Origin of the sequence: Glycomyces buryatensis, assembly GCF_004912275.1 — a bacterium.
In the GTDB taxonomy this organism is placed as follows: Bacteria; Actinomycetota; Actinomycetes; order Mycobacteriales; family Micromonosporaceae; genus Glycomyces; species Glycomyces buryatensis.
Window position 1 is genome coordinate 12,218 of sequence record NZ_STGY01000001.1, and the last position, 22,244, is coordinate 34,461.

20 protein-coding genes are annotated in these 22,244 nt (G+C 69.0%); 6 read left to right on the plus strand and 14 right to left on the minus strand.

Annotated features, from left to right (window positions below; genetic code table 11):
- Positions 1–79: 79 nt before the first annotated feature.
- The 5 genes from FAB82_RS00060 to FAB82_RS00080 all read left to right on the plus strand — a co-directional run bounded on the left by FAB82_RS00060 (position 80) and on the right by FAB82_RS00080 (position 7,295).
- Positions 80–823, plus strand: coding sequence for a pyrimidine reductase family protein (locus FAB82_RS00060; RefSeq protein ID WP_136532495.1), 744 nt, complete (start codon positions 80–82; stop codon positions 821–823).
- Positions 816–2,528: an ATP-binding protein gene (locus tag FAB82_RS00065; RefSeq protein ID WP_136532496.1), complete on the plus strand. Its 1,713-nt coding sequence runs from the start codon at positions 816–818 to the stop codon at positions 2,526–2,528. The genes FAB82_RS00060 and FAB82_RS00065 overlap by 8 nt, the downstream gene beginning before the upstream one ends.
- A 19-nt stretch (positions 2,529–2,547) precedes the next feature.
- Positions 2,548–3,711 carry an exonuclease SbcCD subunit D gene (locus FAB82_RS00070; RefSeq protein ID WP_136532497.1) on the plus strand — a complete coding sequence of 388 codons (1,164 nt, stop codon included), beginning with the start codon at positions 2,548–2,550 and terminating at the stop codon, positions 3,709–3,711.
- Positions 3,712–6,141 (plus strand): AAA family ATPase, encoded by a 2,430-nt coding sequence (locus FAB82_RS00075; RefSeq protein WP_136532498.1) that lies wholly within the window; start codon positions 3,712–3,714, stop codon positions 6,139–6,141. It begins immediately after the preceding gene.
- A gap of 242 nt (positions 6,142–6,383) precedes the next feature.
- Positions 6,384–7,295 carry a hypothetical protein gene (locus tag FAB82_RS00080; RefSeq protein ID WP_211116260.1) on the plus strand — a complete coding sequence of 304 codons (912 nt, stop codon included), beginning with the start codon at positions 6,384–6,386 and terminating at the stop codon, positions 7,293–7,295.
- An 83-nt stretch (positions 7,296–7,378) separates the two neighbouring features.
- Here FAB82_RS00080 and FAB82_RS27365 read toward each other — a convergent pair whose 3' ends face one another.
- The 7 genes from FAB82_RS27365 to FAB82_RS00115 all read right to left on the minus strand — a co-directional run bounded on the left by FAB82_RS27365 (position 7,379) and on the right by FAB82_RS00115 (position 13,533).
- Entirely contained in the window at positions 7,379–8,092 is a 714-nt protein-coding gene (locus FAB82_RS27365; protein WP_211116261.1) for an aggregation-promoting factor C-terminal-like domain-containing protein, read from the minus strand.
- A 259-nt stretch (positions 8,093–8,351) separates the two neighbouring features.
- The gene (locus FAB82_RS00090) at positions 8,352–8,984 is read right to left on the minus strand and encodes an HAAS signaling domain-containing protein (RefSeq protein ID WP_136532499.1); all 633 of its coding nucleotides are present in this window, start codon (positions 8,982–8,984) and stop codon (positions 8,352–8,354) included.
- Positions 8,981–9,316, minus strand: coding sequence for a PadR family transcriptional regulator (locus FAB82_RS00095; protein ID WP_136532500.1), 336 nt, complete (start codon positions 9,314–9,316; stop codon positions 8,981–8,983). Before FAB82_RS00095 ends, FAB82_RS00090 begins: the two co-directional genes overlap by 4 nt.
- A 152-nt stretch (positions 9,317–9,468) precedes the next feature.
- Entirely contained in the window at positions 9,469–10,935 is a 1,467-nt protein-coding gene (gene gltX, locus FAB82_RS00100) for a glutamate--tRNA ligase (protein ID WP_136532501.1), read from the minus strand.
- Positions 10,928–11,704: a fumarylacetoacetate hydrolase family protein gene (locus FAB82_RS00105; protein ID WP_211116262.1), complete on the minus strand. Its 777-nt coding sequence runs from the start codon at positions 11,702–11,704 to the stop codon at positions 10,928–10,930. Before FAB82_RS00105 ends, gltX begins: the two co-directional genes overlap by 8 nt.
- 100 nt (positions 11,705–11,804) lie before the next feature.
- Positions 11,805–12,974 (minus strand): RNA-guided endonuclease InsQ/TnpB family protein, encoded by a 1,170-nt coding sequence (locus tag FAB82_RS00110; protein ID WP_136532503.1) that lies wholly within the window; start codon positions 12,972–12,974, stop codon positions 11,805–11,807.
- A 217-nt stretch (positions 12,975–13,191) separates the two neighbouring features.
- Positions 13,192–13,533: a hypothetical protein gene (locus FAB82_RS00115; protein ID WP_136532504.1), complete on the minus strand. Its 342-nt coding sequence runs from the start codon at positions 13,531–13,533 to the stop codon at positions 13,192–13,194.
- 247 nt (positions 13,534–13,780) lie between these two features.
- Here FAB82_RS00115 and FAB82_RS00120 point away from each other — a divergent pair, with 247 nt between their 5' ends.
- Positions 13,781–14,923 (plus strand): PQQ-binding-like beta-propeller repeat protein, encoded by a 1,143-nt coding sequence (locus FAB82_RS00120; protein ID WP_136532505.1) that lies wholly within the window; start codon positions 13,781–13,783, stop codon positions 14,921–14,923.
- A 217-nt stretch (positions 14,924–15,140) separates the two neighbouring features.
- Here the strand turns inward: FAB82_RS00120 and cimA are convergent, their stop codons facing one another.
- From cimA to rimO, 7 genes are all read right to left on the minus strand, one after another.
- Positions 15,141–16,745, minus strand: a complete 1,605-nt coding sequence (gene cimA, locus FAB82_RS00125) for a citramalate synthase (RefSeq protein ID WP_136532506.1) — start codon at positions 16,743–16,745, stop codon at positions 15,141–15,143.
- Between the two features lie 306 nt (positions 16,746–17,051).
- On the minus strand, positions 17,052–17,765 hold the full coding sequence (locus FAB82_RS00130; protein ID WP_211116263.1) for a hypothetical protein: 714 nt from the start codon (positions 17,763–17,765) through the stop codon (positions 17,052–17,054).
- A gap of 135 nt (positions 17,766–17,900) precedes the next feature.
- Complete coding sequence (gene pspM / locus FAB82_RS00135) at positions 17,901–18,692, minus strand: phage shock envelope stress response protein PspM (protein ID WP_136532508.1); 792 nt, start codon at positions 18,690–18,692, stop codon at positions 17,901–17,903.
- A gap of 15 nt (positions 18,693–18,707) precedes the next feature.
- Positions 18,708–19,577: a PspA/IM30 family protein gene (locus tag FAB82_RS00140; RefSeq protein ID WP_136532509.1), complete on the minus strand. Its 870-nt coding sequence runs from the start codon at positions 19,575–19,577 to the stop codon at positions 18,708–18,710.
- A gap of 119 nt (positions 19,578–19,696) precedes the next feature.
- Entirely contained in the window at positions 19,697–20,125 is a 429-nt protein-coding gene (locus FAB82_RS28255; RefSeq protein WP_136532510.1) for a helix-turn-helix domain-containing protein, read from the minus strand.
- Positions 20,126–20,208: 83 nt separating this feature from the next.
- Positions 20,209–20,784 carry a CDP-diacylglycerol--glycerol-3-phosphate 3-phosphatidyltransferase gene (gene pgsA / locus FAB82_RS00150; protein WP_211116264.1) on the minus strand — a complete coding sequence of 192 codons (576 nt, stop codon included), beginning with the start codon at positions 20,782–20,784 and terminating at the stop codon, positions 20,209–20,211.
- Positions 20,781–22,232: a 30S ribosomal protein S12 methylthiotransferase RimO gene (gene rimO / locus FAB82_RS00155; RefSeq protein WP_136532512.1), complete on the minus strand. Its 1,452-nt coding sequence runs from the start codon at positions 22,230–22,232 to the stop codon at positions 20,781–20,783. The genes pgsA and rimO overlap by 4 nt, the downstream gene beginning before the upstream one ends.
- Between the last annotated feature and the right edge of the window lie 12 nt (positions 22,233–22,244).

The following is a 22,244-nucleotide window of genomic DNA, read 5'->3' on the forward strand; positions in this document are numbered from 1 at the left end:
GAACTGCGGCGGAACCGTTTCACCGAACTCACGCACCGCTGTCGGCCGGGTTGTCAGTCCCGTGGGCTAGGTTGTGGCCGTGGCAGATGTGCTGTACCGAACGCTCGACGATCTCTCCGATTCCGAGATCTACCAGGCCTATGAGCCGCCCGAAGCCGATTGGCTCCGCGTCAACTTCGTCTCCAGCGCCGACGGCGCCGCGACCCTGAGCGGCCTGTCCGGGCCACTTTCGGGTGAAGCCGACAAGCGGGTCTTCAAGGTCCTGCGCGCCAGGTGCGACGTGCTGGTGGCCGGGTCCGGGACGGTCCTGGCCGAGGGGTACGGGCCGCTGGTCCTCAGCGCCGACCGCATGGCCTGGCGCCGGGACCAGGGACTGCCGGAGGTCCCGATCATGGCGATCGTCTCGCGCTCGGCCCGGCTCGACCCGTCTGCGGCGATCTTCACCGAGGCGCCGCGGCGGCCGATCGTGATCTGCGCGGCCGACGCCGCCGTCGACCAGATGGCCGAGATGCGGGAGGTCGCCGACGTCATCGCGATCGGCACCGGCTCGGTCGACTTCCCGGCCGCCATCAGGGCCCTGCGCGAGCGGGGCCTGCGCCAGATCCTGTGCGAGGGCGGGCCGACCGTATTCGGCGAACTCATCGCGGCCGACGCGGTGGACGAACTGTGCCTGACGGTCTCGCCGCTCCTGGTCGGGGCCGGGGCACCGCGCATCGCCGAGGGCCACGCGGCCGAATCGGCCCGGGCACTGCGGCTGCGACACGTCATCGAAGCCGGGGGCAATCTGATCGTGCGCTATCTGCGAGGATCGACCGATGAGTGATTCTGTGGGCCGCGTCCTCGGCACCGAGGACGCCACGCCGCTGTCGTTCTGGGTCGGCGTCGGACCCGACGCCTATGCGCAGCTCGACGACGTGCTCACCACCGAACGCCAGGTCCCGGGCGTCGGCACGGTCACCGTCTCCGGCGTCGTCACCGCGGTGCGCAGCCGCCACGAGGGCGCCCAGTTCGACTCCGACGTGTTCGACATCGCCGGGGGCCTGCTCCCCGCGCAGGTCCAGGAGGCCGCCGAGGTCACCGTGACCCGCGTCGAGCCGGAGGTGTTCGTGCCGCCGACGCCGGGCGCCGAGGTGCACCGCGCCACCGGCGACGAACGCGACCGCGCCCTGTACTTCGACGGCATGACCCGCCAGATCCCCCTCGGGTTCTCGCGCGACGGCCAGCCGGTGTTCCTCAACGCCGACTTCCTCGACGGTTCGCGCGGCGCCCACGTGTCGATCTCCGGCATCTCGGGCGTCGCCACCAAGACCTCCTTCGCGACCTGGCTGCTCTACTCGCTGCTGCACTCCGGCGCGATGGGCGCCGAGGCGGCCAACACCAAGGCGCTCATCTTCAATGTCAAGGGCGAGGACCTGCTGCTCCTCGACCACGACAACACCCGCATCGACGACACCATCCGCGAGCAGTACCGTCGGCTCGGCATGGCGCCCGGCGCGTTCAAGTCCGTCGAGGTCCTGGCCCCGCCCCGCGAAGGCGACCGCAATGGCGTCCCCGACGTGGCCTGCCGCTCCACCGGCGTCGAGGCCTTCTACTGGACGCTCGGCGAGTTCTGCGCCGACGGCATGCTGCCCTTCGTGTTCGCCGACGCCGACGACGACCGCCAGCAGTACACGATGGTCGTCCACCAGGTCGCCGCCCGGCTCCGCAAGGAGGCCCGCCCGAAGGACAACGGCGCCGTCGCCATCGACGGCCAGCTCCTCACCAGCTACCGGGACCTGGTCGACCTCATCTGCGAACGGCTCTCCGACGACGACACCCGCACCGAATGGGCGGGGTCCGCGATCGGCCTGGGCACCGTCAACGCCTTCATCCGCCGCCTCATCGCCTCCGGCCGCGACGTCGGCCGCCTCATCCGCGGCGACCTCCCCTCCCGGGGCAAGGCCGTCTCCTCGGACGCGCAGGTGACCGTCGTCGACCTGCACAACCTGCCCGACCGGGCGCAGCGCTTCGTCGTCGGCGTGGTGCTGCGGACCGAATTCGAGCGCAAGGAGAAGGCCGGCACGGCCAGGCCGCTGCAGTTCGTCGTCCTCGACGAGCTCAACAAGTACGCGCCGCGCGAGGGCACCAGCCCCATCAAGGACATCCTGCTCGACATCGCCGAGCGCGGCCGCTCCCTCGGCGTCATCCTCATCGGCGCGCAGCAGACCGCCTCCGAAGTGGAGCGCCGCATCGCGTCGAACTCCGCGATCCGCGTCGTCGGACGCCTCGACGCCGCCGAGGCCACCCGACCCGAGTACGGATTCCTGACACAGGCCCAGCGCATGCGGGTCCTCATGGCCAAGCCCGGCACCATGTTCGTCGGCCAGCCCGAACTGCCGGTGCCGCTGGTCGTGAACTTCCCGTTCCCGGCGTGGGCGACCCGCCCCGCCGAGGCCGGCCACGCCCCGACCGCCACCGCCCGCTCGGTGACGGCCAAAGTGGACCCGTTCGACCTGGCCGGCGACGACGAAGACGACATTCCGTTCTAGGCCTTTCTAGGAGTGAGCCTTGCGCATCCTGCACACCTCCGACTGGCACGTCGGCGTCACCTTGAAAGGCCGGCCGCGCCTCGACGAGCAGCGCGCCGTCTTCGCCCAGCTCGCCGACATCGTCCGTGAAGAGCGGCCCGACCTGGTCATCGTCGCCGGGGACCTCTACGACACCGCCGCGCCCTCGAGCGCGGCCCAGAAGGTCCTGTACTCGACGCTCTCCGCGCTGCGCCAGACCGGCGCCGAGGTCGTCGCCATCGCCGGGAACCACGACAACGGGCCCGGCCTGGAGGCCCTGCGCGAATGGGCGCACGCCGCCGGAATCCACCTGCGGGGCCGCATCGGCAAGGCCTCAGACCACATCGTCACCGGCACCACCGAATCGGGCGAGCGCTGGCGGCTCGCGGCCCTGCCGTTCGTCTCGCAGCGCTACGCCGTGCGCGCCGCCGAGCTGTTCGAACTGAGCGTGGCCGACGCCGAGTCCGCCTACGCCGACCACCTGCGCCGCATGGTCTCCGCGCTCACCCAGGGCTTCGGCGCCGACGAGGTCAACCTGATCTGCGGCCACCTCACCGTCGTCGGCGGCAAGGTCGGCGGCGGCGAGCGGGAGGTGCACACCGTGGCCGACTACGCCGTGCCCGCCGCGATCTTCCCCGCCTCCACCGGCTATGTCGCGCTGGGGCACCTGCACAAGGCCCAGAAGATCGAAGGTCCGTGCCCGATCCGGTACTCCGGCGGGCCCCTCGCGGTCGACTTCGGCGAGGAGGACCACCAGCCGAGCGTGACCATCGTGGACGTCACCAACGACACCCCGGCGCGCATCCGCGAGGTGCCGCTGACGGCGGCCGTGCCGCTCCAGACGGTGCGGGGCAACCTGGGGCAGCTCGCCGAGGCCGCGGAGTCCGGAATCGACGAACGGGCGTGGCTGCGGGTGTTCGTGACCGAACCCGCCCGCGCCGGACTGCGCAGCGAGGTCGCCGACCTGTTCCCGCGCGCCGTCCAGATCCACATCGACCCGGTCCTGCGCGCCGATGCGACGAAACCGAAGGAGCGACGCTCGGGCCGCAGCCCCGGCGAGCTGTTCGGCGAATACCTGACCGAGAACGGCCACGACGACCCCGCCGTCGCCGCGCTCTTCGGCGAACTCTACGAAGCGACCCAGACCGTCGCGGCGGAGGATTAAATGAGGCCGATTCGCCTGGACCTGCACGGCTTCGGTTCCTACACCGAGGCCTCCACCTTCGACTTCACCGACGTCGACTTCTTCGCCCTCACCGGCCCCACCGGGGCCGGCAAGTCCACCGTGCTCGACGCGATGTGCTTCGCGCTCTACGGCAAGACGCCGCGCTGGACGAACTCGACCCAGCACTTCATCGCGCCCTCCGCCGTCGAGGGCCGGGTCCGGCTGGTGTTCGCCGCCGGCGGGAGCCACTACGTGGCAACGAGGGTGCTGCGTCGCGGGGGCAGCGGCAATGTCACCACCGCCCAGGCGGCGCTGGAGCGGCTGCCCGAGGGCGTCAACCCCGCCGACGACGACGAACTCCTCGAAGGGCTCGGCACCGCGCTGGCCTCGGGCGCCTCGGTGGTCGGCAAGGCCGTCGAGGGCATCATCGGGCTGCCGTTCGACCAATTCACCAAGTGCGTGCTGCTGCCCCAGGGCGAGTTCGCCGAGTTCCTGCACGCCTCGGCGGCCGATCGACGCAAGATCCTGGAGAACCTGCTGGGTCACAGCGTGTACCGCGGGATCCAGCAGCAGGCCCGGGCCCGGTACTCGGCCGCGTCGACCGCGCAGCAGACGCTCGAGGCGCAGCTGGCGCACGTCGCGCCGGTCTCCGACGAGGAGCTGGCGGCCACCGCCGAGCGGGTCGAGCGGCTGGAAAAGCTCACGGAGCCGGTGCGGGACAAGGCGAACGCGCTGGACGGGATGAGCGCGGCGATCGAGGCCGCGCGGACGCGGCTGGCCCTGGCCGAAAAGCACCTGACGTCGCTCACGTACATCAAGCGGCCCTCAGGGGTCGACGACATCGCCTCGCAGGTGGCCGACGCGGCCGCCAAGACCGTGGAGAAGGCGGCCGAGGTCGAGGCGACCGAGGCCGAGGACGAGCGGCTGCGCGCCGAGCTCGACGGGCTCGACCTGGGCCTGATCGAGCGGCAGCTCAAGGCCTGGGCGGACCTGTCGGAGACCGACGTGAACCTCAGGACCGGCACCGAGCTCACCGAGGAGTTGAAGCTCCAGCACGAGGAGGCGAAGGAGCTGGAGGGCGCGGCGGCCGAGGAGGTCGAGATCCAGCACGCGGCCCTGCACAAGATCCGCATGGCGGAACTGGCCGGGACGCTGCGCGCCGAGCTGGTCGCCGGGGAGGACTGCCCGGTGTGCGACCGGGCCGTCGAGACCGTTCCCGAACGCGACGTCTCCGAGGAGCTGAAGGAGGCGCAGGCCGCGGCCAACAATGCGCAGATCGAGCACAAGGACGCGCAGCAGGCGGTGGTGAGCCTCCGGGCGAGGCTGGACTCCTATGAGGAGCGGCTGACCGAGCTGCGGCTGACGCAGCGGCGGCTGAGCAAGAAGCTCGAAGACGTCCCCGACGCGGAGGCGTTGCGCGCCAAGCGGTCGGCGGCCGAGGTGGGCAAGCAGCAGCTGTCCGGGATCGCCAATGAACTGCGGGCCGCGCGCCGGGCGCTGCGGGAGGCGCAGAAGCGCAAGACCACCGCGGAGGAGAAGCGGCAGCGGGCCTGGACCGAGTTCAACCACGCGCGGGACCAGGTCGGCGGGCTGACGCCGCCGCCGGTGGGGACGGAGCTGTCGGCGAGCTGGCAGTCCCTGGTGGAATGGGCCGCCACGGCGCTGGAGCGGACGACGGCCGACCGCGAGGCGGCCCGGTCCGAGTCGGAGAGCCTGGACGGACGCGCCAAGACGCTGCGGGCAGAACTCCTGGCGGCGATGGCCGAGTTCGGGGTCAAGGTGCCGCTGACGGGAACGGGCGGCGACTACGTTGCGGCGCATGCCAGGTCGGTGGAATCGGCCCGGGCGGAAGCGGCACGGCTGTCCGAGCAGCGAAAGCGGCGCGTGGAGCTGGAGTCGGAGACGCGGCGGTTCGCGCGGGACGCCGAGGTGGCGAAGGAGCTCGCGGCGCATCTGAAGGCGGACCGGTTCATGGAGTGGCTGCTGAGCGAGGCCCTGGACGAGCTGGTGGCGGGCGCGACGGTGATGCTCAACCGGATCACGGGCGGGCAGTACGACCTGATCTACCGGGATCAGGATTTCTGGGTGGTGGACCACCACGACGCGGACATGGCGCGGCCGGCGCGGAGCCTGTCGGGCGGGGAGACGTTCGCGGCATCGCTGTCGCTGGCCTTGGCGCTGAGTGATCAGCTGGCGAGCCTGGCGCGGCACGGGGCGTGTCTGGAATCGATCATCCTGGACGAGGGCTTCGGGACGCTGGACCCCGAGACGCTGGACGCGGTGGCGACGACGCTGGAGGCGCTGACGATCTCGGCGGGGCGGACGGTCGGGCTGGTGACCCACGTACCGGAACTCGCCGAGCGGGTCCCGGTGCGATTCCGGATCACCAAGGACGCGAAGGGATCACACGTGGAGAAGACCTTCGCCTGAGACCGAGGCCGACGCGCGACCCGGGCCGGCAGCGCATGGTCGGGCTCGAAGAGCGCCATGCCGTCCGCGAGGACGACCGCAATGCCCGAGGTTCCCCCGCCTGCTCGACCTGGTGCGGGAGTGGGAACCGGAGGAGGGCTAGGAGGGTTCGCGAACACCCCCTAGGCTGGGGTCGACCGTCGAGCAGGGGTGCTCACAACCGCCTCTGAGCCGAGGTCGACCTCCAAGAAAGCGGGTGCGCCTTGCAGATCACCGTCGACGCCTGGGATCCGTCCTTCGCCGACAATTCCGAATCGCCGCGGAAGGCCGACTCGGCCGAGGTCAATGCCGAGGTGGAGGTGCCCGCGAAGGACTGGGCCCCGCTCGACGCCCCCGGCACCGGCCCCACTCGGATCCTCGTGGTCGACGGCGTGCGCCGCCTCGACGCGCGCATCGAGCTCACCGACGAGACCGGCCGCTGGCCGGGGCTGTGCGTCTCGTGGGCTGCCGGCGCGGTCGCCTGCGACCTCGAAGGCGGCGCCTCCGCTGTCACCGAGACGGCCGTCGAACGCGGCCTCTTCTCCCCTATCGACCCCGGCACCGACTTCGGCCAGTACCCGTACCGCAAGTCCGACGCCGCGGAAGCCGCCGAACTCATCGCCGCCGCCCAGACCGCCATGGCCTCCCTGGAGGCGAAGGTCGCAGCCGCGGTGGCGACCCACGCGGAACTCTCGGTCCTGGACGGGACCCTGCGGGGCCGCACCAGGCTGCCGAACGCGGTGGGCTACATCAAGAGCCACCACCGGTCCTACCTGCGCGGAGCCATGAACGGCGTGGTCGAGCAGCTGCGTCCCGGCCAGCGCACGCCCGTCTTCCACCTCATGACGACCTGGCCGCGGTACTCCTGGTACCTGCGCCTGCCGGGAATGAGCTCCAAGGGCTGGGCGGGCATCGCGCGGATCGAGGCGGCGGACGCCCTGAGCGAAGAGGCGGCGATCGCGCTGGCCGACGCGACGGCGGCGGCCCTGCCCCCGTTGGGTTCGGCCGCGCACAAGGACCCGCGGGCCCCGCAGAACCTGACCCCGATCGCGGGGCTCGAACGTCGCCTGAAGCGGAAACTCGGAGACCCGCGACTGCTGTTGAAAGCAGTGCGGGCCTCCGCGTCCGAGTTCTGACTCGGCATTTATTCAGTAGTTATTCAGTTCGGGCTCGTTGCCGGTATCGGCGTGTCGGGCTCGGGGCCGGTATCGGCGTGGGCTCAGTACCAGCCGTTGGATTCGGAGTGTGCCCAGGCGCCGCAGGGGTTGCCGTAGCGGCCGTCGATGTAGTCGAGGCCCCAGGCGATCTGGGTGGCCGGGTTGGTCTCCCAGTCGTCGCCGTTGGCGGCCATCTTGTCGCCGGGGAGCGACTGGGGGATGCCGTAGGCGCCGGAGCCGGAGTTGTACGCCGACTCGTTCCAGCCCGATTCGCGGTCCCACAGGGACACGAGGCAGGAGACCTCGTTCATGTCCCAGCCGGCCTCGAGGGTCATGGTGCAGCCGATGGCCTTGTTGCCGGAGTATTCCGAGCAGTCGGCGGCGATGTCGACCGTCGAACCGCTCGAGTCGTCGGAGGAGGTGTCCTCGGCGGGCTCCTCTTCCTCTTCCTCCTCCTCAGGGACCTCGGCGGGTTCGGACTTCTCGGTCGTGTCGGTGGCGGTCTCCTTGACGGGGAGAATGCTCTCCATCGTCGAGACGTTCTCCCACTTGTAATCGGCCGAGATGCCGTCCGCGACGATGTCCGAGGCGACCTGCTCCTCGGGTGTCGGGTCTTCGACGCCGGTGATCGCAGCGCCGGCGGTCGTCGCCGAGCTCACGGCGATCACGGACGCGGCGACCGAGGCGAAGACGCGGTTGCGGACAACGCGCGCGCCCCAAATGGGGGTGGCGGCGGCCGCGTGTCTTCCACGGGTCAGTAGCTTCGTCAAACGCATCCGGGCAACGTTAGGGGTCGCCTCGGATCGCGAGGTCACGCTTGGTAGCTGCGCAAACTCGGCACACTTCCGTCCACGTCGGAACTGTGCGCCTATCCCTTTCGTCCGATACCGGCCCTATCGTGTGCGCTGCGGCAAGCGCCTGATCTACAGAGGATTCAACTCAGCCGTTCGGCCCATTGACACTCCGAGATTCGCCAGATCTTCTTCCCTCAATGTCTACAGAGCCGCATCTCACACACCCGGAATCGGCTCTCGGTCATGGCGTTTCGGACTCACTCGGAGAAGGCGGGAGCTCACTCGGCGTTGCTTCGGCCTCGCTTGTCGGATCCCAGGGGCTCTCGCTTTCCGAGCTCCCGGACTCCGAGGTGGTCGCCTCCGCGGTCTCCTCGCTCCGGGACTCCTCGACGGTCGCCTCCGGAAGGTCCTCGTAATTGACGGTGCCGTCGTCGCTGACGAACGGGGCCCCGAAGAAGAGGAAGCCCATCGCCAACACCATCACCAAGGTGCCGGCGCCGACTCCCAGTCCGATCCACAATCCCGTCAGCGACCTCCGCGGCGGAGCCACGAGCGGCGGTGCGATGCCGGGGAAGGCCGGTGGCACGAACGCCCCCTGGCCCCCCGGCCCCCCGCTTCCCGGGATGCCCTGCGCCGGCGTCTGTTCCGAGGAGACCCGGACCGCCTCGCGGAGCTCCTTCGCATAGTCGGCCGGGGTACCGAGGCGGCCCACCAGGCTCGACTCCAGTTCCAGCTCCGCCGCGACCTCGCCGAGGTGCGCTTCCAGATCGGCCAGCAGTTCGGCCCGCTCGGCCGCGGGCAGGCGGCTCAGGTGGGCCTCCACCGCCTGGCGGTAGGCGGCCACTTCGTCGGCCCGTCCGGGATTGTCGGTCATGATCGTCCTTTCTCGGGGATGTCGAGGAGCTTCCGCATCTTGGCGCTGACGTCTTCCCAGGCCTCGTGCATGCCCTTGAGATAGCCGCGGCCCTCGGGCGTGAGCGTGTAGTACTTCCGGTGCGGGCCCGAGTCACTGGGCAGCACATAGGTGGCCAGGTACCCGGCCTTGTACAGGCGCCTCAAGGTCCCGTACACCGATGCGTCGCCGAGCTCGTCGAAGCCGGCGCCGCGCAGGCGGTGCAGGATCTCGTAGCCGTAGGCGTCCTCGATCTCCAAGACCCGCAGGACGATGATGTCGAGCAGGCCCTTGAGCAATTGTGATCGGTCCACGCAAACCACACTACCATGCATTGCATAGTAGTGCGCTAAGGCAAGTCCCGGAAACGACGAACCGGCCCCGCCCGAGAACGGCGCACTCTCGAATAGACGAACCGGCCCCGCCCCGAAACAGAACGAGGCGAGACCGGTTGCGGTCGTTCGTATTACAGCGTCGCGCGGGCCGCACGCAGCCTGGCGAGGCTCACGTCCTTGCCCAGCAGCTCCATCGACTCGTACAGCGGCGGCGACACGGTCTTGCCGCTGATCGCCACCCGCACCGGACCGAACGCCTTGCGCGGCTTCAGACCCAGGCCGTCGACCAGCGCCGACTTCAGCGCCTCCTCGATGCCCTCGGTCGTCCAGTCGATGCCCTCGAGCGCGGCGATCGAAGCGTCGAGCACCTCGTCAGCGCCCTCCTTGAAGGTCTTCTTCGCGCTGGTCTCATCGAGCTCGACCTCGGTGCCGCAGAACAGGAAGCGGAGCATCTCCACCGCCTGGGCCAACGTCGTGCAGCGCTCCTGCACCAGCGGGACGGCGACCTCCAGGACGTGGCGCTGCTCGGGCGTGACGACCTCAGCGAGCAGGCCGGCCTCCCGCAGCCTCGGGACGAGCATGTCGGTCAGCTCGGCCGAGTCGATGCCGCGGAAGTGGTCCGAGCAGATCGCGTCGAACTTCTTCTCGTCGAACCTCGCCGGGTTCGACTTGACGTCGTGCAGGTCGAACGCCTCCAGGAACTCCGCCACGCTGAACACGTCGCGGTCGCCCGAGAGCGACCAGCCCAGGGTCGCCACATAGTTGAGGACGCCCTCCGGCAGGTACCCGGCCTCCTTGTACTGCAAGAGGTTCGAGCGCGGATCGCGCTTGGACATCTTCTTGCCGCGCTCGTCCACGATCAACGGCAGGTGCGCGTACTCCGGCTCCGCGTCGGCCAGGCCGAGCTCGACCAGCGCGCGCCACATGACGATCTGGCGGGGCGTCGAGGGCATCAGGTCCTCGCCGCGGGTCACCATGTTGACCTTCATGAGGGCGTCGTCCACCGGGTTGGTGAGCGTGTACAGCGGTGAACCGTCCGCGCGCGCGATCACGTAGTCCGGCACGGTCCCACCGGGCGTGGTGACCTCGCCGCGCACCGCGTCGGTGAAGGTGATGGCCTCATCGGGCATCCGCATCCGGTAGACCGGATTGCGGCCCTCGGCCCGGAACGCGGCCTTCTGCGCCTCGGTCAGGTGGCGGTCGAAGTTGTCGTAACCGAGCTTCGGGTCGCGCCCGGCCGCCCGGTGGCGCGCCTCGACCTCCTCGTTGGTCGAGTAGGCCTCGTAGGCGTAGCCGCCTTCGAGGAGGCGCTTGATGACGTCGGCGTAGACGTCGAGCCGCTGCGACTGCCGGTAGGGCGCATGGGGTCCGCCGATGTCGGGCCCCTCGTCCCAGGACATGCCCAGCCAGGACAGTGTGTCCAGCAGCTGGTGGTAGGACTCCTCGGAGTCGCGGGCCGCGTCGGTGTCCTCGATGCGGAAGACGAACTCCCCGCCCTTCGCGCGGGCGTAGCCCCACGAGAACAGGCAGGTGCGGACCAGGCCGACGTGCGGCGTACCGGTCGGGCTGGGGCAGAAGCGGGTGCGGACGTTACTCACTGGAGACCGCCTTATTGGAGAGGGTGCCGATGCCGGCGACGGAAACGGATACGGTCTCGCCGCCCTGGAAGGAGCCCACGCCGGCCGGGGTGCCGGTCAGCACCACGTCGCCGGGCATGAGCGTCATGACCTGGGAGATGTAGGAGACCAACGTCGCCGGGTCGAAGATCATGTCCTTCGTGGAACCGAGCTGGCGGACCTCGCCGTTGACCTCGCAGCGGACCTCGGCGTCGACCGGGTCCAGGTCCGTCTCGATCCACGGGCCGAGCGGGCAGAACGAGTCGAAGCCCTTGGCGCGGGTGAACTGGACGTCCTGCTGCTGGAGGTCGCGGGCGGTCACGTCGTTGGCGCACGTGTAGCCGTAGATCGCGGTGGCCGCGGCCACCTTGTCGGCATTGCGGGCGCCCGGCAGCCCGATCACGATGGCCAGTTCGGCCTCGTGCTCAACCTGGTCGGAGATGGCCGGGAGGCGGATCGCCTCGCCCGGACCGATGACCGATGTGGACGGCTTGAGGAACAGCAGCGGTTCCTTGGGGACCTCATTGCCCAGCTCGGCGGCGTGCTCGGCGTAGTTGCGCCCCACGCACACCACTTTGGACGGAAGGATGGGGGCGAGCAGCCGCACGTCCTCAAGCGCCCAGCGCTGGCCGGTCAGTGCGACTTGGGCGAACGGATGCCCGTCGATCTCGGCAGCGGTAGCGCCGGGCCCCTCCCCTTCGAGTAGTGCGAAAGACATGCCGTTGGGGTGAGCGATCCGTGCGATACGCACTCTGCGCCCCTCTCTAAGAGTCAACTTGACCTGGTGCCGAGGCACCAGGATTGTAGGTAGCGTCTGCGGCTGGCTGCAGCATATGCTCCTACGTTTACCATCACCTAGCTTCGGGTGGTGGAGGGACGCGTGACTCACGCCCCGCTGTCCACGCAGAATCGCCGCGGGCGGCGATATTGCGGGAAGCATTCCAGTCGGCGTGGGCAACGACCCCGCACGACCGGCAGCAGAACACGGCCTGCGAAGGCCGGTTCTTCTTATCAACGTGATGGCAATACGAGCACTCCTGGGAGGTATAGGCCGCATCGACGTACACCACCGGCACTCCGGCGATCTTCGCCTTGTAGGCGATGAACGCCGCAAGTTGATGGAACGGCCAGGAATGGATTGCGGCCCGTTGGGGCTTGCGGAGCCGTACCCGGTCACGGAGCCCTGTCAGTGTTTCAAGGGCGATGCCATGTCCGGTGCGTTCAGCCTCGGCCACAATCCTTTTCGATACTTGGTGATTGATGTCATTGTTGCGGCGCTGCTCTTTTCTGCGCCGGATCTTCAACAGCCGCTTCGCCGCTTTCGTACCCTTCGCGTGCAACTTCGCGCGCAGGTCCTGCTCGCGTTCGCGTTGGCGGTTACGGGCCCGGTTGGACCGGATCTTCCCGTCCGAGGTGGTCGCTACGTTCACGATCCCCAAATCGACGCCCAGCCATCCCATCGGGTGCTCATTGAGGGCCGATTCGGGGACCTCGCAGGTAGCCATCAGGTAGAACACGCCGTCGCGGCATACCAGATTGCTCTCGCCTTTGCGGAAGCCCCGCAAGGTCTTCAACTGGTCGGCGCCACCCGTGAAGGGAATACCGCGGATTCGCCCCGCGACGGTCCAGATCGAGACGGTCCCAGCGTCCAACTGCCAGGACAGACACCGGTCGTCGAAGGGCTGGGCGCTATCGGCGCGGAAGGCGATCGGTTTCGACTCGGCCTTCCCGCGTCGCACCGAACCAGGCTCGCCGAGGTTCCCGGCTTTGATGTTGGCGCGCAAGGTGGTGTAGGCGTCCGATACTTTCTTGATCACGTGCTGCGCGGCCTGCGCGCCGAGCCCGCGAGTTTTCAACTCCGCGTAGGTGTGCGTCCGTAGTGCGTACTCGCGCGGCACGCCACGATCGAACGCGACCTGCGAAACCCAGTTCGCAGCCTCGTTGGCCACCTTCAGAGTGGCCCGCATCGACGCCGCCTGCTCAGGCGTCGGGCTGAGTTTCACGGTCACCGCGATCTTCACACACCCGATCGTATTGGCCGGGCCCTGCAACCCCTCGCACCCACACGCCAGCCATGAACATGATTCAGGTCACATGCCGCCGCGCGGTAAGACGACCAGACTGTCCCTATTGGAACCGAAGTTCTCCCAGGGCCGAAATCCGGGGTTCCCATGGATAGTCACTGAAGCGAACCTGTCGCCGCTCAGCTTAGTTCGGGCGCCTGCGTTCGCGAACGCACTATACGAACGGGAGGAAGGCCACCACAATGAGCAGGGCGCCGATGAGGGCGCCGACGACGATCCCCATGCCGAGCCGGCGCAGGCGGCCGGACAGGGCGATCGCGAAACCGAGCGCGAAGGTGAGAGGCGCGGCGACCAGGCACGACATCGCGGTCACGCCGATGCGGACCTTGAGGGAGGCACCGACGTCTCCGTCCAGGACGAAGCCGAGGACCAGGGCCAGGGCAATACTGATCACGAGCCCCAGGAACAGGCCGGAGGCGAATCGGCGCCGCGAGTAGACCGCCGAATCCGCGGCGAGTGCCGCGGCGCGGGCACGATCGGTCTTGTAGGAAGTCACCTTCCCACTGTAGTACGTACTGACCAGACCGATGGTGTCCGCACTCACCAGTTCCGCCTGGCAGGGGCGCCTATTTGCTGTGAATCTCCTACTGAACCCATCAATCGGCTCGCAAGCTTCGCCACTGACCTCATCGATCGGCTCGCAAGCTTCGCCGACCTTCGAACAAAATCCACCGACCACCCGTCAGTGGGACTCGCCGTCGCGAATCCATCACGCAGTGTGTTGCTCGTGCGAGACTGCCGCAATGCGCCGCTTGATCACACTCTTGACAGTATTCGGATTCGCCTTCCTATTCCAGATCCCGGCCCAGGCGATCGACTCCGACGCCCCCCGGGCGACCGCGTCGTTCAACGACGACGTCATGAAGGTCACCTACTCCGGTGACACGGTCTATGTGGGAGGCCTGTTCACCCGGGCCCGCAAGACCGACGGCACGTTCGAACGCCGCAGCCACCTGGCGGCGGTGAACTCGGTCAGCGGCGAGCTGCTGTCCTTCGCGCCGCAGATCGACGGGCCGGTCCACGACGTCGTCGTCTCGGGCGACTACCTGTACGCCGCAGGGTCGTTCAGGCATGTCGGCGAGGCCTCGACCCCGCGCGTCGCCCGCTTCTTCCTGTCCTCCGGCGAGCTCGACGCCTCGTGGCGTCCGGTGCCGTCGGCGACGGTGTACTCGATCGAGCCGGTCGGCGACACCGTCTACCTCGGCGGCACGTTCGCGAAGGTCGGCCGGTTCGAGCAGGCGAGGCTGGCGGCGGTGACGGCCTCGGACGGCACGCCCCTGACCGGGTTCGTCCCGCGCGTCCAGCAGGGCGCGGTGCGCGACCTCCAGCTCGGGCACGACCGGCTCTACGCCGCGGGCGCGTTCAGCATGATGGAGGACGAGAAGAAGTACGGCAAGCTCGCCGCGGTCGACCTGGACTCCGGTGCGGTGGACCGGTCGTTCGAGTCGAAGGTCTACGTATTGACCCGCGAGGTCGCCGTGGCCGGCGAGCGGGTGTTCGCGGCGCTGGACGGGCGCGGCGGCGAGATCCGCGCGTTCGAACGCTCGGGCGAGACCGCCTGGTACCAGGCGGTGGACGGCGGCATGCAGTCGGTCGCGGTCTGGGGCGATGTCGTCATCGGCGGTGGGCACTTCGACAAGGCCTGCGTCACCAATCACGCCGGACCGAACGGCGAATGCGTCGACGGGGTGCGGGCCCCCCGGGGCAAGCTCCTGGCGGTGGACTCCAACGGGAAGCTGCTGCCGTGGAACCCGAACGCGAACGGCGTGATCGGGGTGTGGGACGTGACGACACACCCGCAGGGAGCCAACCTGACCGCGGGCGGCACGTTCACGACGTTCGGCGGCGGCGCGATCGAGCAGAAGCGGCTCGCGGTGTTCGACTGAACCCCGGGCGAAACGAGCGAAGTAATCCTCACTTGGCGATCACTCGTCTAGAGCAAACAGGCGGCCCCGGCGCGGTAGCGCTGGGGCCGCCTGTTTGCTGCGCCCGATCCGCTGATGGCGGTAGGGCACCTCGGTGCCGGTGGGACGCGGGGGTCTCCCTCGCCTCCCGGCGCTCCCGAACCGCCGCGATTGGCAGTCCGGTCGGTCTATGAGTGGGTCACTGGCGGTTCAGGCCGTAGGTCAGGCCCTCCGCGAGGGCGTTCCAGGACGCCTCGATGAGGTTGGGGGCCGCGCCGACCGTGGTCCATTCGGATCCGCCGTCGCTCATGGTGATGAGCACCCGGGTCACCGCGTCGGTGCCGGTCGAACCGGCCAGGATGCGGACCTTGAAGTCGGTCAGGGCCAGGCTCGCCAGCTTGGGGTGACGCTCGGACAGCGCCTTCCGCAGCGCCGCATCGAGCGCGTTCACCGGGCCGTTGCCCTGCGCGGTCGCGATGACGCGCGCACCGTCGACGTCGAGCCGCACCGTCGCCTCGGCGACCGAGTGTCCGGCCGGGTCATGGTCGACGATGACGCGGTAGGTGTCGAGGGTGAACGGCCGCGGCAGGCCGCCCTCGACCTCGTCGCGGACCAGCAGTTCGAAGGAGGCGTCGGCGGCCTCGAAGGACCAGCCCTTCGATTCGAGTTCCTTGACGCGCTTGGTGATCCGGTCGAGCGCTTCGCGGTCACCGGAGAGGTCGATGCCCAGTTCGCGGCCCTTGAGCTCGACCGAGGCGCGGCCGGCCATCTCGGTGACGAGGATGCGCATGTCATTGCCGACGACCACGGGGTCCACGTGGTTGTACAGCGCCGGGTCGGCCTTGATCGCCGAGGCGTGGATGCCGGCCTTGTGCGCGAAGGCGGCGTGGCCGACATACGGGGCGTGCTCGTCGGGGGCCAGGTTGGCGATCTCGGCGATGGCGTGGGAGATGCGGGTCATCTTCTCCAGGCAGCCGTCGGGCAGGACCCGCATGCCGAGCTTGGTCTCCAGGTTGGCGATGACGCTGAAGATATCGGCGTTGCCGGGACGCTCGCCGTATCCGTTCGCCGTGCCCTGGACGTGCATGACGCCGGCCTGGACGGCGGCGAGGGTGTTGGCCACGGCGCAGCCGGTGTCGTTCTGCGCGTGCATGCCCAGTCGGATGCGCTCGGGCGCCAGGTCGACCGCGAGGCGCTCGCGCAGGTCGGTGATGGCCTCGGTGATGTCGGAGGGGATGCGGCCGCCATTGGTGTCGCAGAGGACGACCGCTTCGGCGCCGGCCTCGAGGGCGGTGCGCACCACCAGGGTCGCGTACACCGGGTCGTGGCGGAAGCCGTCGAAGAAGTGCTCGCAGTCGATGAAGACCTCGCGGTCGTGCTCGCGGCCGTGGCGGACCGAGTCCACGATCATGGCGAGGTTCTCTTCGGGCGTGGTGCGCAGGGCCTGCTCGACGTGGCGGACATCGGACTTGGCGACCAGGCACAGCACCGGCGCGCGCGAGTCCAGCAGGGCCTGGAACCCCGGGTCCTCGGCGGCGGTGGTGCCGGCCCGGCGCGTCATCGCGAAGGCGACGAGCTTGGCGTGCTTGAAGTTCAGCTCATCGGCGGCGCGGGCGAAGAACTCGGTGTCCGACGGGATCGCGCCCGGCCAACCGCCTTCGATGTAGTCGACGCCGAACTCGTCGAGGAGTTCGGCCACGGCGAGCTTGTCGGCCACCGAGTACCGGAGGCCCTCCATCTGCGCGCCGTCGCGGAGCGTGGTGTCGAAGACGTGGAACGCTCCGTCGGTATGTGTTTGCGTCACTTGGTGCTCCAGGTTCTAATGGGTTCGTCGGATCAGCAACTGAACGCTCGATCAGCCCCAACGAAAAAGACCCCCTGCGGACGCAGGAGGTCTGGCGCTTGACGGTGGCATCTACAGTCGGTGCTCCGTCAGGCGCCCGCAGCTAATGATGAGCTGGAAGGTCACGAGTCGAAGTATGCCACCGGCCCTCTACCCGAGCCAGGATTTCCCATTATACGGGATTGAGCGTGTTGCCGAAAAGAGCCGGGACCTGACGCTGATCGCCAACCCGCCCGCCGAACCCTATAGGATTGCGCGAAGCGGGCGTTACCAGTGGGAACGCAGGGCGCGTCGGCGCCACCAGATCACCGCGACGGCCCCGGCGGCGACCGCCACCACTCCCCCGGACACGGCGACCGCGAGGCCGGGGCCCGTCGACGGCAGCGTCGCGGCGACCGGATCGGTGGTCGGGGCCTCGACGTTCTCGCCCGGCGATGGCGACTCTGACGGCGACGGCGTCTGCTCCGTCGGAGGCGCCTCGGGGCCGGACTCGGCGGCGAGGCGCCACTCCTGGGCGTGCTGGGACGCGTCGACATCGACGGCCATCACCGCGGAGCCGCGATCGGCCTGGGACTGGCGCTCGATGCCGAGGAGGAGGCCGTCGGGCGTGACGAACCGGTAGTCGTCGTGGCCCGCGGCGTCATCGTGGACGATCTCCCAGGGCTCGGCGTCGACGCAGTCGACGAGTTCGAGCGGTGCCGTGTCCCCGTCCGCGGGCAGGGGCCGGGCGCCGAGACACTGCCCGGTGTCCTCGTGCACGATCAGGTGCGCTCCCCGATCATGAAGGGCCTCAATGGGCTTGAGCAACCAGTGGTGCCCCTCGGAGTGGAGGGCCGCACCGTCGCCCGTCCAAACCAGCGGCAACGTTTCGAAATCCTTGAGATGCAGCAGGACCGGCTCGGAGGGCAGTTCGGCGGCCTGAACTGGGGACGCGACCGGCGCGAGAGCGAAGGCCGCGACGAGGACGGTACGGACAAACATGGCTTTCATCCGCGAATTACATCAAATGAGACATTTTCGCGTTATCCGCCTCGGATCGCGCCTCGAGCTGCCACGGCAGTCCAGTTGCCCGGCCACCTGCGTAGATCGAACCTGTTGAGGCCCAAGGGGCCCGGCTCAGGAGCCCGGCTGGAGCCTGATCCGGCCGCGAATCTCGCTGGCGGCGTCGCCCGCCGCGCGGAGGCGGTCGGCCGCGTCAGTGAGGCTCTCCAGCGTCTCGTCCGCCGAGTGCGCCGCCAGCGCCTCGCGCAGGCCGACCGACTCGGCCAGGCACTCCCCGGCGGCGCTGACCATGTCCTCGTAGGCCGTCACTCCCGCCTCCAGGCGTTCGATCAGCCGGTCGCGGTCGGCCTCCAGGGATCGTTTCTTCCCTTCGGGCGCAATGCGAATGGACTGCTCGACGTCCCGGATCGTCGCGGCCAGCCGCAGCAGTTCCCGGCCGGCATTCCCGGCCCCGGCGAGTGCCGCGAGGGCTTCGGGATTGCCCTCCAGGCGTTCAGCCAGGTCCTCGGCGGTGATGCTGGCGCGCTCCAGGCGCAGGTACGGGGCGAGGGCGGCGCTGCGGCGGAACTTCGAGCGCATCCGCCCGCGCCGCAACGCGTCGGCGACCTCGCCCGCGAATCCGCGGACCTCTTGGCCGAGTCCGGCCGATCCGTTGATCTCGAGCGAGTCGCGGGCGGCGGGCAGGGCGCGGGCCAGGCGCCGGTAGTCGAGCCAGCGGAGGACGGCCAGCGTGGTGGAGAGTCCGGCGGCGATGACCCAGGCACCGTCTGAGCCGGAGATGCCGCCGTAGGGCACGAAGAAGGCGCCGCCGGCGACGGCGGCGCCTGAGATCACCGTCCAGGACTTGGCGGAGGACAGCCGGGTCTGCATGCGCCGCTCGGCGCGTTTGCGGGCCTTGGCGTCCACTGCGGCCTCCTGGATTTAGCTCTTGGTGGTATCGGCCTCGGCCTCGGGCGTGTCTTCGGCCGGGCCTTCGTTCAGGCTGGCGCGAATGTCGGCGAGGCGGTCGTTGGTGACCGTTTCCTTGGACTGGACGGCGGGGGCGCCGCCCTTCGAGCCGGACAGCTGGTCGCCTTCGAGCGAGGCGCGGATCTGGTCGAGTCGGGAGGCGCCGGCCATGTCGCGGGTGGCGCGGTTGACTTCGAGCAGGCGGCCTTCGACGGAGTTGGAGGCGAGTTCGGCTCGGCCCATGGCGTTGGAGTAGCGGCCCTCGATCTTGTCCCGGATCTCTCCGAAGTTCGGGACGTTGCCGGGGGCGGCGGTCTGCGACATCGACTCCAGGGAAGAGGCGATGGTCTCCTGCATCTTGGCCTGTTCGAGCTGGCCGAGGAGTTTGGTGCGCTCCTGCAGTTTCTGCTGGAGCATCATCTGGTTGTTCTCGACGGCCTTCTTCGCCTGCTCGGCGGCGTTGATGGCCTGGTCGTGCATGGTCTTCATGTCTTCAAGGGACTGCTCGGTGGAGACGAGCTGGCTCGCGAGGACTTCGGCGGTCTGCTCGAACTGCTGGGCTTTCGCCTCGTCGCCGTCGGCACGCGCCTTGTCGGACAACACCAATGCCTGCCGGGCCTGCGCCTGGAGGCGCTCGACTTCGGCCATGGACCGGTTGAGCTTCATTTCCAGCTGGCGCTGGTTCCCGATCACCGAGGCGGCCTGCCCCACCAGGGTCTGGTGCGACTTCTGCGCTTCCTCGATCGCCTGCTGGATCTGGATCTTGGGGTCGGCATGCTCGTCGATCTTCGCGCCGAACAGCGCCATCATGTATTTCCAGCCCTTGACGAACGGATTGGCCATTATCGGGGTCCTTCCGGTGATGCCTTCAACGCCGACTTCCCTCTTAGTGTCGGACATTCCCGCCACTCATGTGCGACAGGGTGACGCCTTAATCGCCAAAACTACATCATCGGTCGTGTTCAGGCCGCCGCGCGGACCACCGAATCGGTCACTTCGCCACGGCGGTGACGAGTGCGGGCTCCGGCGATCGAAGCGGGCGAGGGCGGCGGCGCGTGACGGCGGCGGCGCTGGGCCTCTTCCAACGCTTCCTTCTCGCGCGGCAGGGGCAGCACCGCGACGGGCCGTCCCTGCTGGTTCACGACTTCGTCCCCGCGTTCATGGGCGGCGACTTCCCGCGAAACCTCCGCGAGTACCTCGGACAGCCGCACCTGGAGCGCCCCGCACACCGATGCGAGGAGTTCACTGGAGGGTTCCTTATGGCCGCGTTCGATCTCGGAGAGGTATCCGAGACTCACGTTGGCCTGCTTGGACACATCGCGGAGCGTCCGCTTCTGAGCGCGGCGGCGCCGACGCAGGGTCTCTCCCAGAAGTTCCCGCAACAACACCATCGGCTTCTCCTCCACGCAGCTTTGCTCTCGTGAGCCTAAGTGGGTCCTGCAAGCCTAGCGCGCCGAGCGCGTCGGGCTCTCCTTCAATTTGCCTTCCTCATTTGGAAGGCTTTCCAGAGGTAATCAATTCCCGTCACGACTGTGAGGATGAGCGCTGCGCCCATGATCCACAGTCCGACGACGTCCAGCGGCTCGGGCCAGGGCCACAGCAGCCAGGCGATCGCGACGATCTGGAGCACCGTCTTCAGTTTGCCGCCGCGGCCGGCGGCGATCACCGCGTGCTTGAGCACGGCCATGCGCAGGGCGGTGATGCCCAACTCGCGCACCAGGATCACGATCGTCACCCACCAGGGAAGGGCGTCGTAGTAGCTGAGCAGCACCAGTGCGGTGCCGACCATGGCCTTGTCGGCGATCGGGTCGGCGAGTTTGCCGAACTCGGTGACCAGGCCGCGTGAGCGGGCCAGCCAGCCGTCCACGAAGTCGGTGGCGGAGATGAACACGAACAGCGCGCACGAGGCCATCATCCAGCCCGAGTGTTGCATACCCGAGAGCACCACGAACACGGCGAAGACCGGGACCAGGAAGATCCGGGCGACCGTGACGACGTTCGCGATGTTCCACGGTGAGACGGGGGTGGTCCCACTGGGCTCGGTGGTCACCAGGTCTCCTCTACGATTTCGGCGACCAGGTCGACGCCGTCGGAGTCGATCACTTTCACGGTGACGTAGTCGCCGACCTGGAGGCCTTCGACCTCGCCGACGATCGCGATGGAACCGTCGACCTCGGGGGCCTGGTGCGCGCCGCGCCCGTCGACCCCGTCGTCCTCGACCGATTCGACCAGGACCTTCATGGTCTCGCCGACGCGGTCGGCGGCCCGCTGGCTGACCAGTTCGTCCACCAGCATGGAGACGCGGGTGACGCGCTCGGAGACGACGTCCTCGTCGACGTGGCCGTCGAGGTCGACCGCCTCGGTGCCGTCCTCATCGGAGTAGGCGAACACGCCGGTGGAGTCGAGCCGGGCGTCGGACAGGAAGCCCATGAGCTCCTCGACGTCCTCCTCGGTCTCGCCGGGGAAGCCGACGATGACGTTGGTGCGGGCGCCGGCCTGCGGCGAGACGGCGCGGATCTGCTCGAGCAGGGCCAGGAAGTTCTCGGTGGAGCCGAAGCGCCGCATGCGGCGCAGGACCTTCGCCGAGGAGTGCTGGAAGGACAGGTCGAAGTAGGGGACGACCTTGTCGATGCGGTGCATGGCCTCGATCAGGCCGGGCCGCAGTTCGGCGGGCTGGAGGTAGGACAGGCGGATCCACTCGATGCCGTCGATCTCGGCGAGCCCTTCGAGCAGGTGCTCCAGGGCGGCCGAGTCGGCGAGGTCCTTGCCGTAGGAGGTGGTGTTCTCCGAGACGAGGTTGAGCTCTTTGACGCCTTCGGTGGCGAGCCAGCGCGCCTCGGCGAGGATCTCCTCGGGGGTGCGGGAGACGAAGGAGCCGCGGAAGGACGGGATCGCGCAGAAGGTGCAGCGGCGGTCGCAGCCGGAGGCGAGCTTGAGGTTGGCGACCGGCCCGGTCGACAACCGGTGGCGCAGGACCTGGAGGTGGGCGGGGGCGCCTTCACCGGCGGCCGCGTCGTCGGCCTGAGCAGCGCGCGTGTGGCCGGGGACGACCGCGGCGGCGTTCTGGCGCTCGGCCGGGGCCAGCGGAAGGCGCTTGCGGCGGTCGGAGGGCTGGTGCGATTCGACGGCGCGGCCGGCGAGGATGTCGTCCAGGCGAGCGGCCATGTCGGGGTAGTGGTCGAAGCCGAGCACGGCGTCGGCCTCGGGGAGGGAATTTGCGAGCTCGGTGCCGTAGCGCTCGGCCATGCAGCCGGTCGCGACGACCTTCGCGCCCGTATTGGAGGCGTCGAGCAGCACGTCGATCGACTCGGTCTTGGCCTGCTCGATGAAACCGCAGGTGTTGACCATGACGACGTCGGCGTTTTCGCCGTCGTCGGTGATCTGCCACCCGCCGGCCGACAAGCGGGCGGCCAATTCCTCGGAATCGGTTTCATTGCGGGCGCAGCCGAGAGTAAGGACCGCGACGCTCTTGGCGGCCGAGTTAGCTGAAGACACCATAAAAGCGTACCC

Bases quoted from the DNA above. Each gene is read 5' to 3' on its own strand.
- FAB82_RS00090 (WP_136532499.1), bottom strand. From the start codon at position 8,984: ATGACCGACAATCCCGGACGGGCCGACGAAGTGGCCGCCTACCGCCAG.
- FAB82_RS00065 (WP_136532496.1), top strand. From the start codon at position 816: ATGAGTGATTCTGTGGGCCGCGTCCTCGGCACCGAGGACGCCACGCCG.
- FAB82_RS00120 (WP_136532505.1), top strand. From the start codon at position 13,781: ATGCGCCGCTTGATCACACTCTTGACAGTATTCGGATTCGCCTTCCTA.
- FAB82_RS00075 (WP_136532498.1), top strand. From the start codon at position 3,712: ATGAGGCCGATTCGCCTGGACCTGCACGGCTTCGGTTCCTACACCGAG.
- FAB82_RS00130 (WP_211116263.1), bottom strand. From the start codon at position 17,765: ATGTTTGTCCGTACCGTCCTCGTCGCGGCCTTCGCTCTCGCGCCGGTC.
- FAB82_RS27365 (WP_211116261.1), bottom strand. From the start codon at position 8,092: ATGCGTTTGACGAAGCTACTGACCCGTGGAAGACACGCGGCCGCCGCC.
- rimO (WP_136532512.1), bottom strand. From the start codon at position 22,232: ATGGTGTCTTCAGCTAACTCGGCCGCCAAGAGCGTCGCGGTCCTTACT.
- FAB82_RS28255 (WP_136532510.1), bottom strand. From the start codon at position 20,125: ATGGTGTTGTTGCGGGAACTTCTGGGAGAGACCCTGCGTCGGCGCCGC.
- FAB82_RS00140 (WP_136532509.1), bottom strand. From the start codon at position 19,577: ATGGCCAATCCGTTCGTCAAGGGCTGGAAATACATGATGGCGCTGTTC.